The following is a 16,009-nucleotide window of genomic DNA, read 5'->3' as shown; positions in this document are numbered from 1 at the left end:
CTTTTTGAAATAGCTTTTAATTCAGCTATATTTAGAAAAATAACTATACTCAAATGTCAAGGCAATTTATTATATCATTAGATCAAGGAACTACAAGCTCTAGGGCATTATTGGTAGACCATGCAGGTGCTATTCAAGGAATGGTTCAGAAGGAGTTCAAGCAAATTTTTCCAAAATCGGGTTGGGTTGAGCATGACCCAAAAGAAATACTATCCTCGCAAATGGAAGTTTTGCAAGAACTCTTGAAGAAAGAGAAGGTCAAACCCTCAGAAATACTGGGTATTGGTATTACAAACCAAAGAGAAACAACAGTGGTTTGGGATAAAAATACTGGTGAGCCAATCTATAATGCCATTGTTTGGCAAGATAAACGAACTGCGGATATTTGCGAGCATCTTAAGAAAATAGGACTTACCGAACATGTTAAAAAAACAACGGGCCTTGTAATCGATTCATATTTTTCGGGTACCAAGGTTAAGTGGATTTTAGATAATGTAGAAGGCGCTAAAAATAAAGCTGAAGCAGGCGATTTATTAATGGGGACCATAGATACTTGGTTAGTCTGGAATATGACAAAAGAACATAACCATTACACAGATTACACGAATGCATCTCGAACTATGATTTATGACATTGTAAATTTAAAATGGGACGATAAGATGCTGAAAGCATTGAGCATACCTAAAAGCATGCTTCCGGAGGTAAAACCCTCGGCAGCTGATTTTGGTTATTTTGAATATGATGGTGTTAAAATACCGATTGCGGGTATCGCAGGTGATCAACAAGCAGCACTTTTTGGACAAGGATGTTTTAAGAAGGGCTCAGCAAAAAATACATACGGTACGGGTTGTTTTATGTTAATGAATACAGGAGAAGAACCGCAATTTTCAAATAATGGACTATTGACAACCATTGCCTACGGATTAGATGGTAAGGTGAATTATGCATTGGAAGGAAGCGTTTTCATAGCAGGTGCAGCTATACAATGGTTAAGAGATGGTTTAGAACTAATTGAAGATGCTAAAGAAACAGAAGATTTAGCTAATTCAATAGAAGGTGAAAACCCTGTTTATGTAGTTCCTGCTTTTGCGGGTTTAGGTGCCCCATATTGGGACATGTATGCAAGAGGCGCCATATTTGGGCTAACAAGAGATACGGGCAAAGCGCATATTGCTAAGGCGACATTAGAATCACTTGCCTATCAGACCAAGGATATTTTAAAGGCTATGGAAGATGATTCGGGCATTCAATTAAAAAATCTTCGTGTAGATGGTGGTGCTTGTGCCAATAATCATTTAATGCAATTTCAGGCCGATATATTAGATTCTGAAGTTCACAGACCAGAGATTATAGAATCAACAGCAATGGGCGCTGCATTTTTAGCAGGTATTCAAGTTGGTTTTTGGAAACAGTCTGATATTGATGAAAACCGACCGATGAACAGAATTTTTAAACCCACTTTTGATAGGGTAAAAAGAAAACGATTATATAAAAAGTGGCAAAAAGCGGTTGAAAGATGCAAAGGATGGGAAGATGAGTGATTCTTAGACATCAAATTTTACAATTAAATAATTAATCAAGCTAAGTTTAGTGAAATGCTCCTCATATCTTTGATATGAACTGAATCCTATACTGTGTAGATAGCATTCGACATTTCAATTTAAAATTAGACTTTACATTTATAATAGACATCCACCGATGAAGAACATAAAATTTACCAATTTAGAACGTCAAAAAACGATTGATAATTTAGAAAGAGAAGAATTTGACTTGATAGTAATTGGCGGTGGAATAACCGGTGGTGGCATAGCTTTAGATGCTGCGTCACGTGGTTTGAAAGTTGCCTTGCTTGAAAAAGGAGATTTCGCTTCTGGTACCAGTAGTAAATCAACTAAATTAATACATGGTGGTCTTCGATATTTAAAACAGTTTGATTTTTGGTTGGTTAAAGAAGTTGGTTCAGAACGTGCTATTGTTCACAAACTAGCACCACATTTGGTTTTGCCCGAAAAAATGTTGTTACCCTTAATTGAAAATGGATCATATGGTAAATGGCTAACTTCTATTGGTCTAAAGGTTTATGATATTTTGGCACAGGTAACAGGAGATGATAAACGAAAAATGTTAGAAAAGAAGGAGGCCATGAAATTGGAGCCTCTTTTACCAAAGAAAATTCTGAATGGTGCAGGTTATTATGCAGAATATAGAACAGATGATGCCCGTTTAACCATTGAGAATATTAAAACAAGTTTGCTTTTTGGAGCTCAAGCATTAAATTATGCCAAGGTGAATGAGTTTATATATGATAAAGAAAAGGTTGCAGGTGTAAAGGCTACTGATCAAACTACGGGTAAAGAATTTATCATTAAATCTAAGTTTGTAATCAGTGCGGCTGGTCCTTGGGTAGACGAATTAAGAAGTTTAAATAATTCTAAAAAGGGAAAGCAATTACATCTTACCAAAGGCGTGCATTTGGTTTTTCCTTATGAGAAATTGCCGGTAAAACAATCTTGTTATTTTGATATACCAGACGGCCGAATGATGTTTGCCATTCCAAGAGGTAAGGTTACTTACGTGGGTACAACGGACACTAATTATAATGACAGTAAAGATAATGTACGTACAAATTTAGCTGATGCTATTTATTTGATTTCTGCTGTAAATAATATGTTTCCAGAAATTAATTTAGAACTGGAAGATATTGTGTCGTCGTGGGCAGGTTTACGCCCATTAATTCACGAGGAAGGTAAATCTGCTTCTGAATTGTCGAGAAAAGATGAGATTTTTGTTTCTGACACTGGTTTAATCAGTATTGCTGGGGGTAAATTAACCGGTTATAGAAAAATGGCCGAACGTGTAGTTGATCGCATTGCCAAAAGAATGGAAGAGGAATATGATACTAAACTGAAAGATTGCTATACTGAGAAAATATTCTTGTGTGGTAATGATGATTTTAAAAAGTTTAAGCACGTAAAAAAATACATCGCCGAAATATACGATAGAATCAAAGGAGATAAATTTACTGAACACGATGCTTGGTTTTTAGTAACCAATTACGGGAAGCAAACAGAGATAATTCTAGATAATTACGCAAAAATTGTCGAGAAAGATAAATATGTTCGCTTGGCAAAAGCAGAACTTGCTTTTGGTATCGATTATGAAATGGTTCAGAACCCTATGGATTTCTTTATCCGTAGAACTGGTAGGTTGTATTTTGATATTGATAGCATTAGAACTCTTATGAAACCTATTCTAAAAGAATTCCAAAATAGATTTGGAGTTTCTGATGAGATAGTTCAAGAATGGAAAACTAGTCTAGAGGCTGAATTAAAGGAACATTCAGATTTTTCGCTTACCCGTGATTAATCCAATTTATCGGTTAAATCTAGAAATACTTTCTTAGGGTTTTTGTTCTCATAAAGTACTTGATAAACAGCATCAATAATTGGGGTTTTAACCTTTTTCTTGAAACTCTCTTTTATAGTATAAGCGCTTTTTGCTGCATAATATCCCTCAGCAATCATACTCATTTCCATTTGTGCACTTTTTACGGTATACCCTTTACCAATCATATTGCCGAACATTCTGTTTCTACTAAATATAGAATATCCGGTTACTAAAAGGTCTCCTAAATAGGCAGACTTATTAATATTTCGGTCAATATTGTGAATGCGTTTTGTATAGCGTTTCATTTCCCGAATGGCATTGCTCATCAATACGCTTTGAAAATTATCACCATAACCCAATCCATGAGCGATACCGGCCGCGATAGCATAAATATTTTTTAGCATGGCCGCGTACTCTGTACCAATTATATCTTTACTAATATTGGTTTTAATATAGTTGCTCGATAAGTTTTCAGCAATTAATTCAGCCTTGTCCTTATCAGCACATGCAATGGTCAAATAGGAAAGCCTTTCCATAGCAACTTCTTCAGCGTGACATGGTCCGGTTATAACACCTATATTTTCAAAAGGAATTTTATAGATTTCATGAAAATGTTCGCCGACAATCAAACCAGATTCTGGTACAATACCCTTTATGGCAGAAAATATAATTTTATCCTTTAAAGGAGATTTAAGTTTTTTTAATTCGCTGACTAAAAATGCGGAAGGAACAGCAAAGATTAAAACATCTGCAAAATTTACAGCTTCGTTAATATCATCGGTCAAGAATAATTGTTCAGTTTTAAATTCAACTGATGTAAGATAATTGGGATTGTGCTTTTGAGTTTTTATATGTTCAATAGCATCTGAATTGCGCATGTACCAACCTACCATTTCTTGGTTGTTGGTCAACATTTTTACGATGGCCGTTGCCCAGCTACCACCACCTAATACTGCAAATTTCACATCCTTTTCCATGGTACAAATTTACCAATAATTTGTGTGCTCATCATTAGCTATGCATCAGTGTTTTATAAATTTTGGCATGGTGATTGTTTCTGTGTTAGTAATCTTAAAATAAAATCATATGAAAACAATAAAACTACTTGCAGGTTATTTTCTTTTGGCCACTTTAATGGTTTCTTGTTATGCAGATGTAATCATAGAAGATGATTTTATTGAAGAATCTGCTTTTAATACAGATCAAGTTTTACAGAGTTTTGATTTATGGTATATAGACATAAATGCAACTCAAGGTAATGGTGAGGTTCCTTTTTTACAAAGAGCTTTTACCGTTTCATTTGATCGAGGTGTGCTTTACGCCAACAATAATATTGTTGGAATAGGTAAAACTGGAGGGGGTTATGGTATAGATGTTGGAACATACGGCACTCTAAGAGGTATTGTAGATATAGACCATGATATTGATGGCCGCTGGGCTTTGGAAGTATTTGCTATAAATAGAAATACAATAGAATTATATGATGCCAGAGGTGACACCTCTTATTTTCTAAAAGGATATCAGACAAATACCTTCGACTATGATATGGTTTTTTATGATAACATCAATTATCTCATTCAAGAATACGATGCATGGGAGAAAATATACACAAGTGATACCGGAGCTTTAAATGATTTTGATGATGAGAATTACTTACAGTTTTTACCTAACTTTTTTAGGTCGTCTTTAGACATGCCCGGTACAAGTATTTCTAATTTACAGTGGGATTTTGAGGGGGATTATGAAGTGTATGATGTGCAGGGAGATAATACTTTAAAAGCCTTAACCTTAGACTATGATTTCTTTAATGACGATTATTTTGAATTATATGTAATTAATGATAGTACTATAGAATTATATCACCCAGATAGTGGAACTACCTATGAATTTAGAGGTAGGGGATATCAAGAATATTTAAAATCTGCAAAAGGTGATGATAGTAAAAAAAGAATTAAATCTTCTAACCCTACAATGAATGTAAAAAGGAAGAAGTTAAAATAGTTTTTAGGTTGGTTGTCTTAATAAAGGCCCTATTCGTAATGAATTGGGTTTTTTTTATGATTTTAAAGAAACATCGTCCATAATTATTGAATCAATTTGCATTGAATGTTCTGAGTGTAATACAGAAATATCACCTGTAGTTTCAAAAACCACCGCTTTTACTTGTGACAATTGAAGTACGTTTGCTTCTCGTAATTTTGCCATTAAATCAGCCTGACTTACTAGTGCCATTTTTCATAAGTAAAATAGGGGTATTCGTAAGTGTCCTTTGAGCTTTGTTGGATGATGATATGATTTTAGCAAAAACAGCTTGTAAAACTGCTAAGAGAGCAAAAGAAACAACAGCAGGCATAAAACTTGAAATCGGTTTGTTTACGGCGTCTGCTAAAATAGAACCCATTGCAATAGTTACTGCAAAATCAAAACTTGACATTTTAGCAAAAGTCCGTTTGCCAGATATTCTTATGATAAACATGATGTATAAATAAATACAAATTGCTGCAACACTCATTTGAACAATAGTGTTTATTGAAAGAGGTTCGAAAATTTTCATATTGTATTTTAAAGGAGTATAATTTTAAATAGTAATTACTACTTAAAATTAATATGGTTTTCCCTTAAAGGTTTACTCTTTTGTATTTAATCATGATTCATTTCTTGTGAAAGCATTAATTGGTATGTAATCTCTTTTTAAATGCGGATGGATTTTCTCCTGTAACTTTCTTAAACGTTCTATTGAAATAAGACAGACTTTCAAAACCACATTCAAAGCATGTTTCACTTACATTCTTTCCGGTTAGTAACAATCTTTTAGATTGACTGATACGATATTGATTTAAGAATTCTATAAATGTGCTACCTGTTGCTTTTTTGAAATAACGACAAAAAGCAGGCTTTGTTAAATTACAGAATTTGGCAACTTCATCTACTGAAATTTTGCCTTGGTATCGTTCATCGATTAAGGCATAAATATCACGAATTCGACTTTGCTCTTTTTTACTATATCTATTTTTATAAGGTTTTTTATGTAGGAGTTCAAACTCATTGCTTTGAGACAATCTTTTGAGAATACTCATAATCGTCATAAAATATTCAAAAGGTTTAAGGGTATGGAGTTCTTTTAATAATTCACCAACCACTTTTTTAGTTTCTCCATGAAATGCAAGTCCATATCTCGATAAGTCAAGTAAACGGTTCAAGCTTTGCAATTCAGGCATGGGGTCAACAAAGCTATTTTTAAATGAAGGTTTTATATGTAAGACTTCTTCTCTGTAAGTTGTCTTCACTCCGTAGTCAAAATTCAAGTGAGGAATATTCGAGCCTATAAGAACAAGGTCGGTTTCTTCATATTCAGAAATGTGATCCCCAACATGTCGAGTGCCATTTGCACCTTCAATATAAACCAACTCATATTCAGGATGAAAATGCCAATAAAATAGATGGCTCAACTTAGGGTCATGTAAAAGCCTGAACGGGCTTTTAGAGTTAGGATCAATGGTTTCTAGTTCAATCTTCATGGGTTAAATGTAACTAAATTGCGTATAAATTAAAGTATATGACCTTATTAAATCAATATCGTTCAAATTATGGTCAATATAACGGTAGTTTCAGTTTTAAATGCTATGTAGTTTTATAAAACGCTTTAAACTTAAATTACATACAATATGCAACAAACAAATAACAAAGTAGAACAAGGGAATAAAGCTCATGAAGCTATTCCGGGCAACCCATCTACTGCAACCAGCAGTAGTCAAAAACTAAACGATCGTTCTAATGGAAAACCCTTACGTGTGTTAGGTGAAGAGGATTGGCGGTTTTGGATGCAAAATGGTTACATAGTAATTAAGAATGCAGTATCAAAAGAACAAGCAAGACGTACAGCCGATTTCCTTTGGGAATTTGACGAAAAGAGTCCTACCGATTCTTCTACTTGGTATGCGCCACCACGTGCTGAAATGAAAATGAAAGAATTAACGGGTACAGGTATGGTTGAGGTATATAACCATCAACATTTATGGAATAACAGGCAAACGCAAAGAGTATATGATGCTTTTGTAGATGTTTGGGGAACAGAAGAATTATGGGTGACCATTGATCGAGCCAACCTCAATTTTCCCTTGCCAGTTGGTGTAGAAAAAAAGGGGTTTATTCATTGGGATTATGATCCAGAAACCAAGCCGCAAAATGTGCAAGGTGTGTTGGCACTTGCGGATCAAGACGATGAGAATATGGGTGGTTTTCAATGTATACCGTGGTTGTACCGTAACTATGACACTTGGAAACTTACACAGCCAGAAGATAGGGATCGTTTTCAACCTAGTCTAGAAGGTCTAGAAGATAAAATCGTAAAGGTGAAGATGGAAGCAGGTGATTTGCTAATTTTCAACAGTACAGAACCACATGGTATTCGGCCGAATAAATCTAAAGATAAAGTACGTATAGCGCAATATATTTCTATGATGCCAGCAGAACCTGAAAACGAAGTACTTAAGAATTGGAGAATTAATTCTTGGAAGAATAGAATCGCACCAGAAGGATATGCTTTCCCTGGTGATCCTAGAAACTGGGAACAAACTAAGTATGAAGAAGCAGAGTTAACTGATTTAGGAAAAAAACTGCTAGGGTTGAATGACTGGTAAATTTTGATTAAAAGAAAAAATATAACATATGCTTTCAAGCTTGAGCTATTTAGACATTACTATTATACTTATTTATTTTGGAATTATATTATGGATTGCCCAATGGGCCTCAAAAAACAAATCAGAATCAGGAGGCGCTGTTGATTATTTTTTAGCCGGAAGGAACTCTGGATGGTTGGTTATTGGAGCCTCACTTTTTGCTTCAAATATTGGATCAGAGATTATCTTAGGCGTTTCAGGCGCTGGGGCACGGGGTAATATGCCAATGGCGAATTTTGAAATTATAGCATCGCTGGTATTAATACTTCTAGGCTGGGTATTTGTGCCTTTTTATCTTCGAACGGGAGTATATACAATGCCCGAGTTTCTTGAAAAAAGATATTCTAAGGCCTGTAGAAGTTACCTTTCGGTAATTTCAATTTTAGCCTATGTGATCACAAAAATTTCGTTGATCATATTTGCAGGAGCCTTAGTTTTTGAAACTATCGGAATCCCTTTTTGGACTGGTGCTATAATTACTGTTGTTGCAACTGGCTTCTACACGGTATTAGGGGGACTAAAGGCTGTGATTTATACAGATATGGTACAAGCGTTTATATTGTTAATTGGCACCATTGCGGTTACCGCATTCGGGTTATATGCTTTAGGTGGATGGGATCATATGATTGATGTTCTTACCATTGCATCTGCCCAAGAAGGCAATCCACCTACTGAGCAGTTTTTTAATCTATGGAGACCCATGACTGATACGGAATACCCATGGACCGGTATGCTGTTTGGTGCTCCAATCTTAGGGGTTTGGTACTGGTGTACAGATCAGTATATCGTACAGCGCACACTCTCTGCAAAAGATATTAATAACGCAAGAAAGGGAGCCTTATTTGCGGGGTATTTGAAATTACTTCCTGTATTTATATTTTTTATTCCAGGTGTAATCGCCTATGCTTTATTACAAGAAGGAGCTATTGATTTTTCAATGGAAAATGCAGATCAAGCCCTTCCAGCAATGATAAATGGATTTTTGCCCTCAGGCTTGAAAGGCTTAGCCATAGCAGGACTGTTAGCTGCATTAATGAGTTCGCTTTCATCTGCGTTTAATTCGAGTTCTACGTTATTGACAATCGATTTTTATCAAAAGTATAAGCCTACGGCTACTCAAAAAGATCTTGTAAGTTTTGGGCGTATTGCTACTGTTGTTTTGGTTATTGTGAGCCTTGGTTGGATTCCTTTTATGAAATCATTAATGGGTGGCGGTATTTTCCACTATCTACAAAGTGTACAGGCCTATATCTCACCACCAATTGCTGCGGTCTTTCTTTTTGGATTATTTTACAAATGGATAAACGCTAAAGGCGCTATTGTCTCTTTATGGGTAGGGTTTGCAGTTGGAGTTTTTAGACTGGTAGCCGAGTTTTTAAGTAACGAAGGAACTATTCAAGTAAATGAAGGATCTTTTTTAGGGGTCTTTTTAGATATTAATTTCTTGCACTTTGCCTTATTCTTGTTCATTTTGTGCGCTGTGATATTAATGATAGTAAGTAAAATGGGTCAACCACAACCTGCCGAAATGTTAGAACTAGTAACATTTAAAAGGCGTTCAGAACGGCTAAAAGTTAAATGGTCTTCTGATGCAACTTTAACTGTAATTTTAATAGGTCTTGTGCTTGCTTTATGGTGGTTGTTTAGTACATGGGGAATAGCAAATTAGAATAGATCAGGAAACAATGGATTTAAAAATACAAGGAAAAACAGCTTTCATAACAGGGTCTACTGCTGGTATAGGTTATGCAACGGCAAGGGCTTTGGCTAGTGAAGGGGTAGATGTTATTCTTAACGGTAGAACAGAAACCAAACTGCAAGAGGCAGTGCAAAAATTACAAAGAGAATTTCCCAATAATACTATTTCAGGACTTTGTATTGATTTCAGCAATACAAAGCAGATAGAAGAGCATTTGGGCAGACTTCCTGAGATTGATATTCTTGTGAATAATGTGGGTATATACTCATCAGCGTCATTCTTTGAAACGAAAGATTCAGATTGGCAGCAACAGTTTGAAGTTAATGTAATGAGTGGAGTACGCTTATCTAAAAGAATACTACCCATAATGTTGACTAAGAATTGGGGCCGCATCTTATTTATTTCAAGTGAGTGTGCCACTTTGGTGCCTGTCGATTTGATTTCCTATAGTATGACCAAAACTGCAATTTTAGCGGTTTCAAGAGGTTTAGCGCAACTAACTAAGGGTACTGGAGTAACGGTGAATACCATAATTCCAGGGTCTACTTTGTCTGAAGGAGCTGAGCAATTCTTAGAAAATACCGCTCAAAAAGAAGGAAAGACAAAAGCTCAAATTGAAACCTCTTTTTTTACCGAAGTGAGAACCTCTTCACTATTGCAAAGATTTGCTAAGGTTGGTGAAATTGCAAATACAATTACCTATATGGCAAGTTCTCTTTCTTCTGCAACAAATGGGTCTGCTATAAGGGTTGATGGAGGTAGTATGGGAGGAATTCTATAATTACCACAATTTGAAAAATAATTCTGATTTAATATAGATTTTTTAAAAAACTGATTGTCCATCATTTTAATCAGCGTTTTTCTAGAGGGATATTACAAGACGATATGAGTAAAGAAATTAAGCTATAAATAAGAATTAGTATAAATGAAGAAACAGAATAAAAATTTATTAAGACATATCGTGATTTTTAAATTCAATGATGATGCTAGTGAAGCAGATGTACAAAAGTTAAATGATAATTTTAATGCCCTACCAGATTACATTTCGGTAATTAAAGATTTTGAATGGGGCTTAAATGATAGTCCTGAAAACTTTCATCAAGATTTTACTCATTGTTATATGATTACATTTAATTCAAAAAAAGATAGAGATAGTATATATACTCCACATCCAAAACATCAAGAGTTTGTAGCAAGTCTTCAGCCCCATTTAGAAAAAGTATTTGTAGTTGACTATTGGGCAAAGTGAGTTTTTGAATAATTGAGGTTGGGATTTAATGGGGGTTTTTCTAGTAATTGATTCTTTTGCAGAACAATAAGCCTTAAATTTGCGCCCTTTAAAAGTAAAGGCGCATGGCGAAGATTTTTAATTTATTCAATTTTAAACAAAAAGTAGATTATAAGACAGAAATTCTATCTGGACTCACGGTAGCCTTGGCTTTAGTACCAGAGGCAATTGCGTTTGCTCTTATCCCCGGCTTCTCTCCGTTAACGGGGCTATATGCAGCTTTTGTACTTGCTCTAATCACTTCAATTTTTGGCGGTAGACCAGGAATGATTTCTGGAGCAACAGGTGCTGTTGCCGTAATTTTCATTGGGTTGATACTAGAATTGAAACGTAATTTTCCAGGTATTGAGCCTGAAACAATATTGAATTATGTTTTTGCTACGGTCATAATCGCAGGTATTTTACAAATATTAGCGGGAGTTTTACGATTAGGAAAGTTCATACGTTTAGTACCGCATCCGGTAATGTTCGGTTTTGTTAATGGTTTGGCCATTATTATTTTCATGGCTCAATTTCCGAACTTCTATCAAAAAGGAACCGACAATTTGTTAACGGGTATGAACATGGCAATGATGTTAGGGCTTACCCTTCTTACAATGCTTATCATTTGGGGGCTTCCTAAATTAACCAAAGCAATACCATCCTCATTGGTAGCTATCGTTGTAGTTTCGGCGATAGTAATAGGTTTTGGAATTGATACCTTGACGGTTGCCGATACAATGAGAGAAGGCGAATCTATTAAAGGTGGATTCCCGCCATTATCCATCCCGCAAATACCATTAACATTTGAAACTTTTAAAATTATATTTCCGTTTGCAGCCATTGTTGCAGGTGTTGGTTTAATTGAGAGTTTATTGACATTGAACATTATTGATGAGATAACCGAAACAAGAGGTAGTGGTAATAGGGAATGTGTGGCACAAGGTACCGCTAACATACTATCAGGATTTTTATCAGGAATGGGTGGTTGTGCAATGATTGGTCAAAGTTTAATTAATACTTCTTCAGGGGCTAGAGCAAGGTTATCTGGTATAACCGCAGCTGTAATGTTGTTAGTGTTTATTATGTTCGGGTCAAGTGTAATCGAACGTTTACCTATGGCCGCATTGGTTGGGTTAATGTTTATGGTAGCCATAGGTACTTTTGAGTGGGCAAGTTTTAAGACCTTTCGTAAAATGCCAAATTCAGATGTTGTAGTAATGATTTTAGTAACCTTAATAACTGCGGTAACGCACAATTTAGCGGTTGCGGTACTTTTAGGTGTTGTTATTTCTGCACTGGCTTATTCTTGGGAGAATGCAAAGAGAATACGTGCAAGAAAGTATGTTGATGAGAATGGAGTTAAGCATTATGAAATTTACGGACCTTTATTTTTTGGATCTACAACGCTTTTCAGCGAAAAATTTGATGTGGTTAGTGACCCTAATGAAGTAATAATTGATTTTCAAGAAAGTAGGGTAGCTGACATGAGTGGTATTGAGGCCTTGAATAAGATTACAGAGCGTTACGCTAAAATTGGCAAAAAGGTGCATTTGCGCCATTTAAGTAAAGATTGTATTCGTTTATTAGAAAATGCAGAAGAAATAATTGATGTGAATGTCATGGAAGATCCTTCCTACAAGGTCATGGTTGATAAACCTCTTTCTAAAACAAAAGATGCAGAAACTAAAAACCCATTTAAACTTTGGGGTTTATAGGAGCCCGCACATTAGTCATTGTTATTACCTAAAATTATAGATAGCGTAAAAGACTCCTAAGACTAAAGCTAAAGAGAGTATATAAATACCTATTTCTTGTATGCTATCTTTTTTGGCTTGAGCTCTTATTTTATCACGTACCACTTTACGCTCAACATCGGTAAGTTCTTTAAAGTGAAGTTTTGTTTCTTGTGAGTAGTTAAGATAATCTTTACGCAATTCACTAAAGCTTCTACTTTTTTTAAGTAAAACCCTATTTGACTTTAAAACCTGTGTAGCATGCCCTGAGAAACCCATTGTCATATCTTTCTTGTATGTAGAGAAATTGAAGGTTTGGTTACATAAAATCTTATTTATCGAAGTGTTTAGGTATTATTTTTAAGATTTTATTGCTTTTAAATTTTCAAGGATAGCATATTTTTTGTGGCAACTTACTAAATGTAAGATTGGCTAATAATAAATAGAGATAGTAATAGAAATATTGCTGCAGGCATTGATTGTTTCGGTGAATCTTTAATCTTTACATGCATTAATATGGCTCCTACCATTAGTATTGCCATTAAACCGGCAGAAGGTAGAGTTAACATAGGAACCCAAATAGAAACTATTAAGCCTAGGGCACCAAGTACTTTTAAGGCACCAATGGTATACATAGTAGATTCAGATAATCCATAAGCGGCGAATTCTTCTTTCATTGACGAAGCATTTCCTCCCCTGTACATTGTTTTTTTATTGAATCGAAAGAACCAAACATTAATGATGGCTACGAAAATAATTACTTTGGCAAAAATGACAACAAAATCCATATTGTTTGATATATTTGAATTAAAATTAAACAAAATATTTTAAATGTGAATATATTGTTCTCTGATTTTAAGGAATATTTGTGGGTTACTAAGGTAATTATTGTTTTTTCCGGACTTTCGTTTCTTTTTTTTGGGATTAGCTGTTTGTTTTCAAATTTCATGGTGATTGAATTTAAACGTTATGATTTAGAGAAATTTAGAGTCTTGGTCGGTGTTCTGCAATTATTAGGTTCCGTAGGTCTTTTTATGGGTCTTTTTTCTAAAAACTGGGCAATGTTAGCAAGCTTAGGTTTAGCTATTTTAATGGCTTTTGGGTTTATGGTAAGAATTAAAATCAAGGACCCATTTATATTAGCTTTTCCATCATTATTCTACTCGCTACTAAATATGATATTATTCATCATTTTAATTCGATTCGAAACTAAGTAGCTGACAAATCACTGTATTAAAAGATAAAACGGATTGGTTCTTTAGTTATTTGTTAAATTGTATCATAGAATGAAAAGAGAGTATTTACAGCCCTTTGGGGTAAATAAGAATGTTATCTTAATGTTGGTACTACTTGATTTTAAAATAGAAAATTATGCCTCTTAATGTTTTAGGAACAAATTTAATTTCTTGTTGTTATGAGCCTTTAACGGGCTTTTATCGAGATGGCTTCTGCAAAACCGGTGCAGAGGATTCTGGTACCCACACGGTTTGTGCAGTAATGACAACAGAATTTCTGGAATACACAAAAGAACAAGGAAATGACTTAAGTACTGCTAAGCCAATGTATAATTTTCCCGGACTAAAAGTCGGTGATAAATGGTGCCTTTGCGCCTTACGTTGGAAGCAAGCTTCTGAGGCCGGTGTTGCGCCTCCTGTTGTTTTAGAAGCCACTCATAAGAAAACTTTGGACCATATAGATTTTACAATGCTTTTAGAAGCTAAATACTAATATTTACACTTATTTTTAAATAGGAGTATTCAATACCATTTGGTTAGGTATAATATTTCGCGTTTCGTATTAGACAGAATTAAATTGTGCTTATTTTTAGAATATGAAATACAAATCGCTGGTTGCTGTTTTGTTATTAGGAATAGTATTGAGCCTGGTAAATAGTTGTAAGATGAAGGAGATGCAAAATGAAGAGATTCTATTTGTTGGTACATATACCAATAATGGGAGTGAAGGTATTTATAGGTATAACTTCAATCTTGAAACAGGACAGTTAGAGAATAAAACCCTAGCTGCGGCTATTAAAAACCCTTCATATTTAACTTTATCTCCTGATAAGAATACCATGTATGCAGTAAGCGAGGTTGATGATTTTAAAGAAGATCATGGCTCAATTACCACGTTTAGGGTCAAAGATACTGTACTTACAGAAGTAGATGTAAAGTCTACCTATGGTGCTAATCCTTGTTATGTTGGCGTTAGTGAAAACGGCAATATGGTGGCAGTAGCAAATTATACAGGAGGGAATGTTGCAGTTTACAGTGCTGCGGATAATGGCAACCTTAATCCTTCACCTCAAATTATAGACCATAAGATTTTAGATACAACCAAGACTGCTCATGCTCATATGGCGGAATTTATAAATGGAGAATTATTTGTGTCTGATTTAGGATTAGATAGAATTGAAAAGTACAGTAAAAATGATGGTCAATACTTTTCAAGCGGGCAGAAAGAATTAGTTGTGGCTGAGGGTGCAGGGCCTAGACATTTTGTTACCTCTAAAGATGAAAAGTTTATTTACGTAATAAATGAATTGAATTCAACCATTACGGTTTTTGGTTTGGATGACGAAAAGTACTATGCTATTGAAACTCAAGAAACCACAGCCTCTAATTTTGAGGGTGAAAGTTTTTGTGCCGATATTCATTTATCTTCAGATGGCAAGTTTCTTTATGGTACAAATAGGGGAGAAAATACCATAGTTATTTTTGAGGTTGATCAAGCAACCGGTAAACTGAATCTATTAGGTAGAGAATCTGTAGAGGGCGATTGGCCTCGAAATTTTTCAATTGATCCTAGCGGAAAATATGTGCTGGTAGCAAATCAACGCAGTAACAACATCGTTGTCTTTAAACGAAATATTGAACTCGGTACTTTGAGTTACGTTAGCCAGGTTGATTTGCCTAGTCCAGTTTGTTTGAAATTTTATTAAGAAGTTTTAATAATCTGTAAAAGGTCATGCTTGGGCACCACTCCCGATTGTCTCCAAACTTGTTTGCCGTTTTTAAACAAAATCATAGTAGGCACTCCTCTTACCTGATATTGTGTGGCTAACGCTTGGTTTTTATCTACATCTATTTTTATGACTTTTATTGAATCTCCTAAATCACTTTTTACGTCTTTAAGAATTGGAGCCAATGATTTACATGGGCCACACCAGTCAGCAAAAAAATCAACCAGTACAGGTGTTTCTCCTTTTATTATTTCAGAAAATGATGATTTCATAGTTCTT

18 protein-coding genes are annotated in these 16,009 nt (G+C 34.9%); 11 read left to right on the top strand and 7 right to left on the bottom strand.

Annotated features, from left to right (window positions below):
- Positions 1-53: 53 nt before the first annotated feature.
- Positions 54-1,541, top strand: a complete 1,488-nt coding sequence (gene glpK / locus BMY56_RS05945; RefSeq protein ID WP_091621208.1) for a glycerol kinase GlpK — start codon at positions 54-56, stop codon at positions 1,539-1,541.
- 157 nt (positions 1,542-1,698) lie between these two features.
- Positions 1,699-3,366 (top strand): glycerol-3-phosphate dehydrogenase/oxidase, encoded by a 1,668-nt coding sequence (locus BMY56_RS05940; protein WP_091621205.1) that lies wholly within the window; start codon positions 1,699-1,701, stop codon positions 3,364-3,366.
- On the opposite strand, the gene BMY56_RS05935 is transcribed toward BMY56_RS05940, so the two are convergent.
- On the bottom strand, positions 3,363-4,364 hold the full coding sequence (locus tag BMY56_RS05935) for an NAD(P)H-dependent glycerol-3-phosphate dehydrogenase (protein WP_091621202.1): 1,002 nt from the start codon (positions 4,362-4,364) through the stop codon (positions 3,363-3,365). The genes BMY56_RS05940 and BMY56_RS05935 overlap by 4 nt on opposite strands.
- Positions 4,365-4,473: 109 nt before the next feature.
- Here BMY56_RS05935 and BMY56_RS05930 point away from each other — a divergent pair, with 109 nt between their 5' ends.
- Positions 4,474-5,388: a nicotinic acid mononucleotide adenyltransferase gene (locus tag BMY56_RS05930; RefSeq protein ID WP_091621198.1), complete on the top strand. Its 915-nt coding sequence runs from the start codon at positions 4,474-4,476 to the stop codon at positions 5,386-5,388.
- Positions 5,389-5,442: 54 nt separating this feature from the next.
- On the opposite strand, the gene BMY56_RS05925 is transcribed toward BMY56_RS05930, so the two are convergent.
- From BMY56_RS05925 to BMY56_RS05915, 3 genes are all read right to left on the bottom strand, one after another.
- Positions 5,443-5,619 carry a YetF domain-containing protein gene (locus BMY56_RS05925; protein WP_091621196.1) on the bottom strand — a complete coding sequence of 59 codons (177 nt, stop codon included), beginning with the start codon at positions 5,617-5,619 and terminating at the stop codon, positions 5,443-5,445.
- Complete coding sequence (locus BMY56_RS18485) at positions 5,597-5,941, bottom strand: DUF421 domain-containing protein (RefSeq protein WP_143057783.1); 345 nt, start codon at positions 5,939-5,941, stop codon at positions 5,597-5,599. The genes BMY56_RS05925 and BMY56_RS18485 overlap by 23 nt, the downstream gene beginning before the upstream one ends.
- Positions 5,942-6,056: 115 nt before the next feature.
- Positions 6,057-6,905 (bottom strand): helix-turn-helix domain-containing protein, encoded by an 849-nt coding sequence (locus BMY56_RS05915; RefSeq protein ID WP_091621190.1) that lies wholly within the window; start codon positions 6,903-6,905, stop codon positions 6,057-6,059.
- 147 nt (positions 6,906-7,052) lie between these two features.
- Here BMY56_RS05915 and BMY56_RS05910 point away from each other — a divergent pair, with 147 nt between their 5' ends.
- The 5 genes from BMY56_RS05910 to BMY56_RS05890 all read left to right on the top strand — a co-directional run bounded on the left by BMY56_RS05910 (position 7,053) and on the right by BMY56_RS05890 (position 12,750).
- Positions 7,053-8,027 (top strand): phytanoyl-CoA dioxygenase family protein, encoded by a 975-nt coding sequence (locus BMY56_RS05910; protein WP_091621188.1) that lies wholly within the window; start codon positions 7,053-7,055, stop codon positions 8,025-8,027.
- Between the two features lie 28 nt (positions 8,028-8,055).
- Complete coding sequence (locus BMY56_RS05905) at positions 8,056-9,735, top strand: sodium:solute symporter (RefSeq protein ID WP_091621186.1); 1,680 nt, start codon at positions 8,056-8,058, stop codon at positions 9,733-9,735.
- A gap of 16 nt (positions 9,736-9,751) precedes the next feature.
- Positions 9,752-10,546 (top strand): SDR family NAD(P)-dependent oxidoreductase, encoded by a 795-nt coding sequence (locus tag BMY56_RS05900; RefSeq protein WP_091621184.1) that lies wholly within the window; start codon positions 9,752-9,754, stop codon positions 10,544-10,546.
- Positions 10,547-10,690: 144 nt separating this feature from the next.
- Positions 10,691-11,014 carry a Dabb family protein gene (locus BMY56_RS05895; protein WP_091621180.1) on the top strand — a complete coding sequence of 108 codons (324 nt, stop codon included), beginning with the start codon at positions 10,691-10,693 and terminating at the stop codon, positions 11,012-11,014.
- Between the two features lie 104 nt (positions 11,015-11,118).
- Complete coding sequence (locus BMY56_RS05890) at positions 11,119-12,750, top strand: SulP family inorganic anion transporter (RefSeq protein ID WP_091621178.1); 1,632 nt, start codon at positions 11,119-11,121, stop codon at positions 12,748-12,750.
- Positions 12,751-12,774: 24 nt separating this feature from the next.
- Here BMY56_RS05890 and BMY56_RS05885 read toward each other — a convergent pair whose 3' ends face one another.
- Positions 12,775-13,053, bottom strand: a complete 279-nt coding sequence (locus BMY56_RS05885; RefSeq protein WP_143057782.1) for a hypothetical protein — start codon at positions 13,051-13,053, stop codon at positions 12,775-12,777.
- Positions 13,054-13,184: 131 nt separating this feature from the next.
- Complete coding sequence (locus BMY56_RS05880) at positions 13,185-13,556, bottom strand: DoxX family protein (RefSeq protein ID WP_091621173.1); 372 nt, start codon at positions 13,554-13,556, stop codon at positions 13,185-13,187.
- Between the two features lie 45 nt (positions 13,557-13,601).
- Here BMY56_RS05880 and BMY56_RS05875 point away from each other — a divergent pair, with 45 nt between their 5' ends.
- The 3 genes from BMY56_RS05875 (at position 13,602) to BMY56_RS05865 (ending at position 15,709) form a co-directional block, all read left to right on the top strand.
- On the top strand, positions 13,602-13,985 hold the full coding sequence (locus BMY56_RS05875; RefSeq protein WP_262493775.1) for a DoxX family protein: 384 nt from the start codon (positions 13,602-13,604) through the stop codon (positions 13,983-13,985).
- Between the two features lie 154 nt (positions 13,986-14,139).
- Positions 14,140-14,496, top strand: coding sequence for a DUF2237 family protein (locus BMY56_RS05870; protein WP_091621170.1), 357 nt, complete (start codon positions 14,140-14,142; stop codon positions 14,494-14,496).
- 103 nt (positions 14,497-14,599) lie between these two features.
- Positions 14,600-15,709 carry a lactonase family protein gene (locus tag BMY56_RS05865; protein ID WP_091621168.1) on the top strand — a complete coding sequence of 370 codons (1,110 nt, stop codon included), beginning with the start codon at positions 14,600-14,602 and terminating at the stop codon, positions 15,707-15,709.
- Here the strand turns inward: BMY56_RS05865 and trxA are convergent.
- A complete protein-coding gene (gene trxA, locus BMY56_RS05860) occupies positions 15,706-16,002 on the bottom strand; it encodes a thioredoxin (protein WP_091621165.1) in 297 nt (98 codons plus the stop codon). The genes BMY56_RS05865 and trxA overlap by 4 nt on opposite strands.
- Positions 16,003-16,009 lie beyond the last annotated feature (7 nt).

Source organism: Maribacter orientalis (genome assembly GCF_900109345.1).
GTDB classification, from domain to species: Bacteria; Bacteroidota; Bacteroidia; order Flavobacteriales; family Flavobacteriaceae; genus Maribacter; species Maribacter orientalis.
The sequence above is the reverse complement of the archived record's forward strand: the minus strand, read 5'-3'. Positions and strand labels throughout refer to the sequence as shown.

Excerpts from the sequence above, each read along its gene's own strand:
- glpK (WP_091621208.1), top strand. The coding sequence starts at position 54 with ATGTCAAGGCAATTTATTATATCATTAGATCAAGGAACTACAAGCTCT.
- BMY56_RS05940 (WP_091621205.1), top strand. The coding sequence starts at position 1,699 with ATGAAGAACATAAAATTTACCAATTTAGAACGTCAAAAAACGATTGAT.
- BMY56_RS05935 (WP_091621202.1), bottom strand. The coding sequence starts at position 4,364 with ATGGAAAAGGATGTGAAATTTGCAGTATTAGGTGGTGGTAGCTGGGCA.
- BMY56_RS05930 (WP_091621198.1), top strand. The coding sequence starts at position 4,474 with ATGAAAACAATAAAACTACTTGCAGGTTATTTTCTTTTGGCCACTTTA.
- BMY56_RS05925 (WP_091621196.1), bottom strand. The coding sequence starts at position 5,619 with ATGGCACTAGTAAGTCAGGCTGATTTAATGGCAAAATTACGAGAAGCA.
- BMY56_RS18485 (WP_143057783.1), bottom strand. The coding sequence starts at position 5,941 with ATGAAAATTTTCGAACCTCTTTCAATAAACACTATTGTTCAAATGAGT.
- BMY56_RS05915 (WP_091621190.1), bottom strand. The coding sequence starts at position 6,905 with ATGAAGATTGAACTAGAAACCATTGATCCTAACTCTAAAAGCCCGTTC.
- BMY56_RS05910 (WP_091621188.1), top strand. The coding sequence starts at position 7,053 with ATGCAACAAACAAATAACAAAGTAGAACAAGGGAATAAAGCTCATGAA.
- BMY56_RS05905 (WP_091621186.1), top strand. The coding sequence starts at position 8,056 with ATGCTTTCAAGCTTGAGCTATTTAGACATTACTATTATACTTATTTAT.
- BMY56_RS05900 (WP_091621184.1), top strand. The coding sequence starts at position 9,752 with ATGGATTTAAAAATACAAGGAAAAACAGCTTTCATAACAGGGTCTACT.
- BMY56_RS05895 (WP_091621180.1), top strand. The coding sequence starts at position 10,691 with ATGAAGAAACAGAATAAAAATTTATTAAGACATATCGTGATTTTTAAA.
- BMY56_RS05890 (WP_091621178.1), top strand. The coding sequence starts at position 11,119 with ATGGCGAAGATTTTTAATTTATTCAATTTTAAACAAAAAGTAGATTAT.
- BMY56_RS05885 (WP_143057782.1), bottom strand. The coding sequence starts at position 13,053 with ATGACAATGGGTTTCTCAGGGCATGCTACACAGGTTTTAAAGTCAAAT.
- BMY56_RS05880 (WP_091621173.1), bottom strand. The coding sequence starts at position 13,556 with ATGGATTTTGTTGTCATTTTTGCCAAAGTAATTATTTTCGTAGCCATC.
- BMY56_RS05870 (WP_091621170.1), top strand. The coding sequence starts at position 14,140 with ATGCCTCTTAATGTTTTAGGAACAAATTTAATTTCTTGTTGTTATGAG.
- BMY56_RS05865 (WP_091621168.1), top strand. The coding sequence starts at position 14,600 with ATGAAATACAAATCGCTGGTTGCTGTTTTGTTATTAGGAATAGTATTG.
- trxA (WP_091621165.1), bottom strand. The coding sequence starts at position 16,002 with ATGAAATCATCATTTTCTGAAATAATAAAAGGAGAAACACCTGTACTG.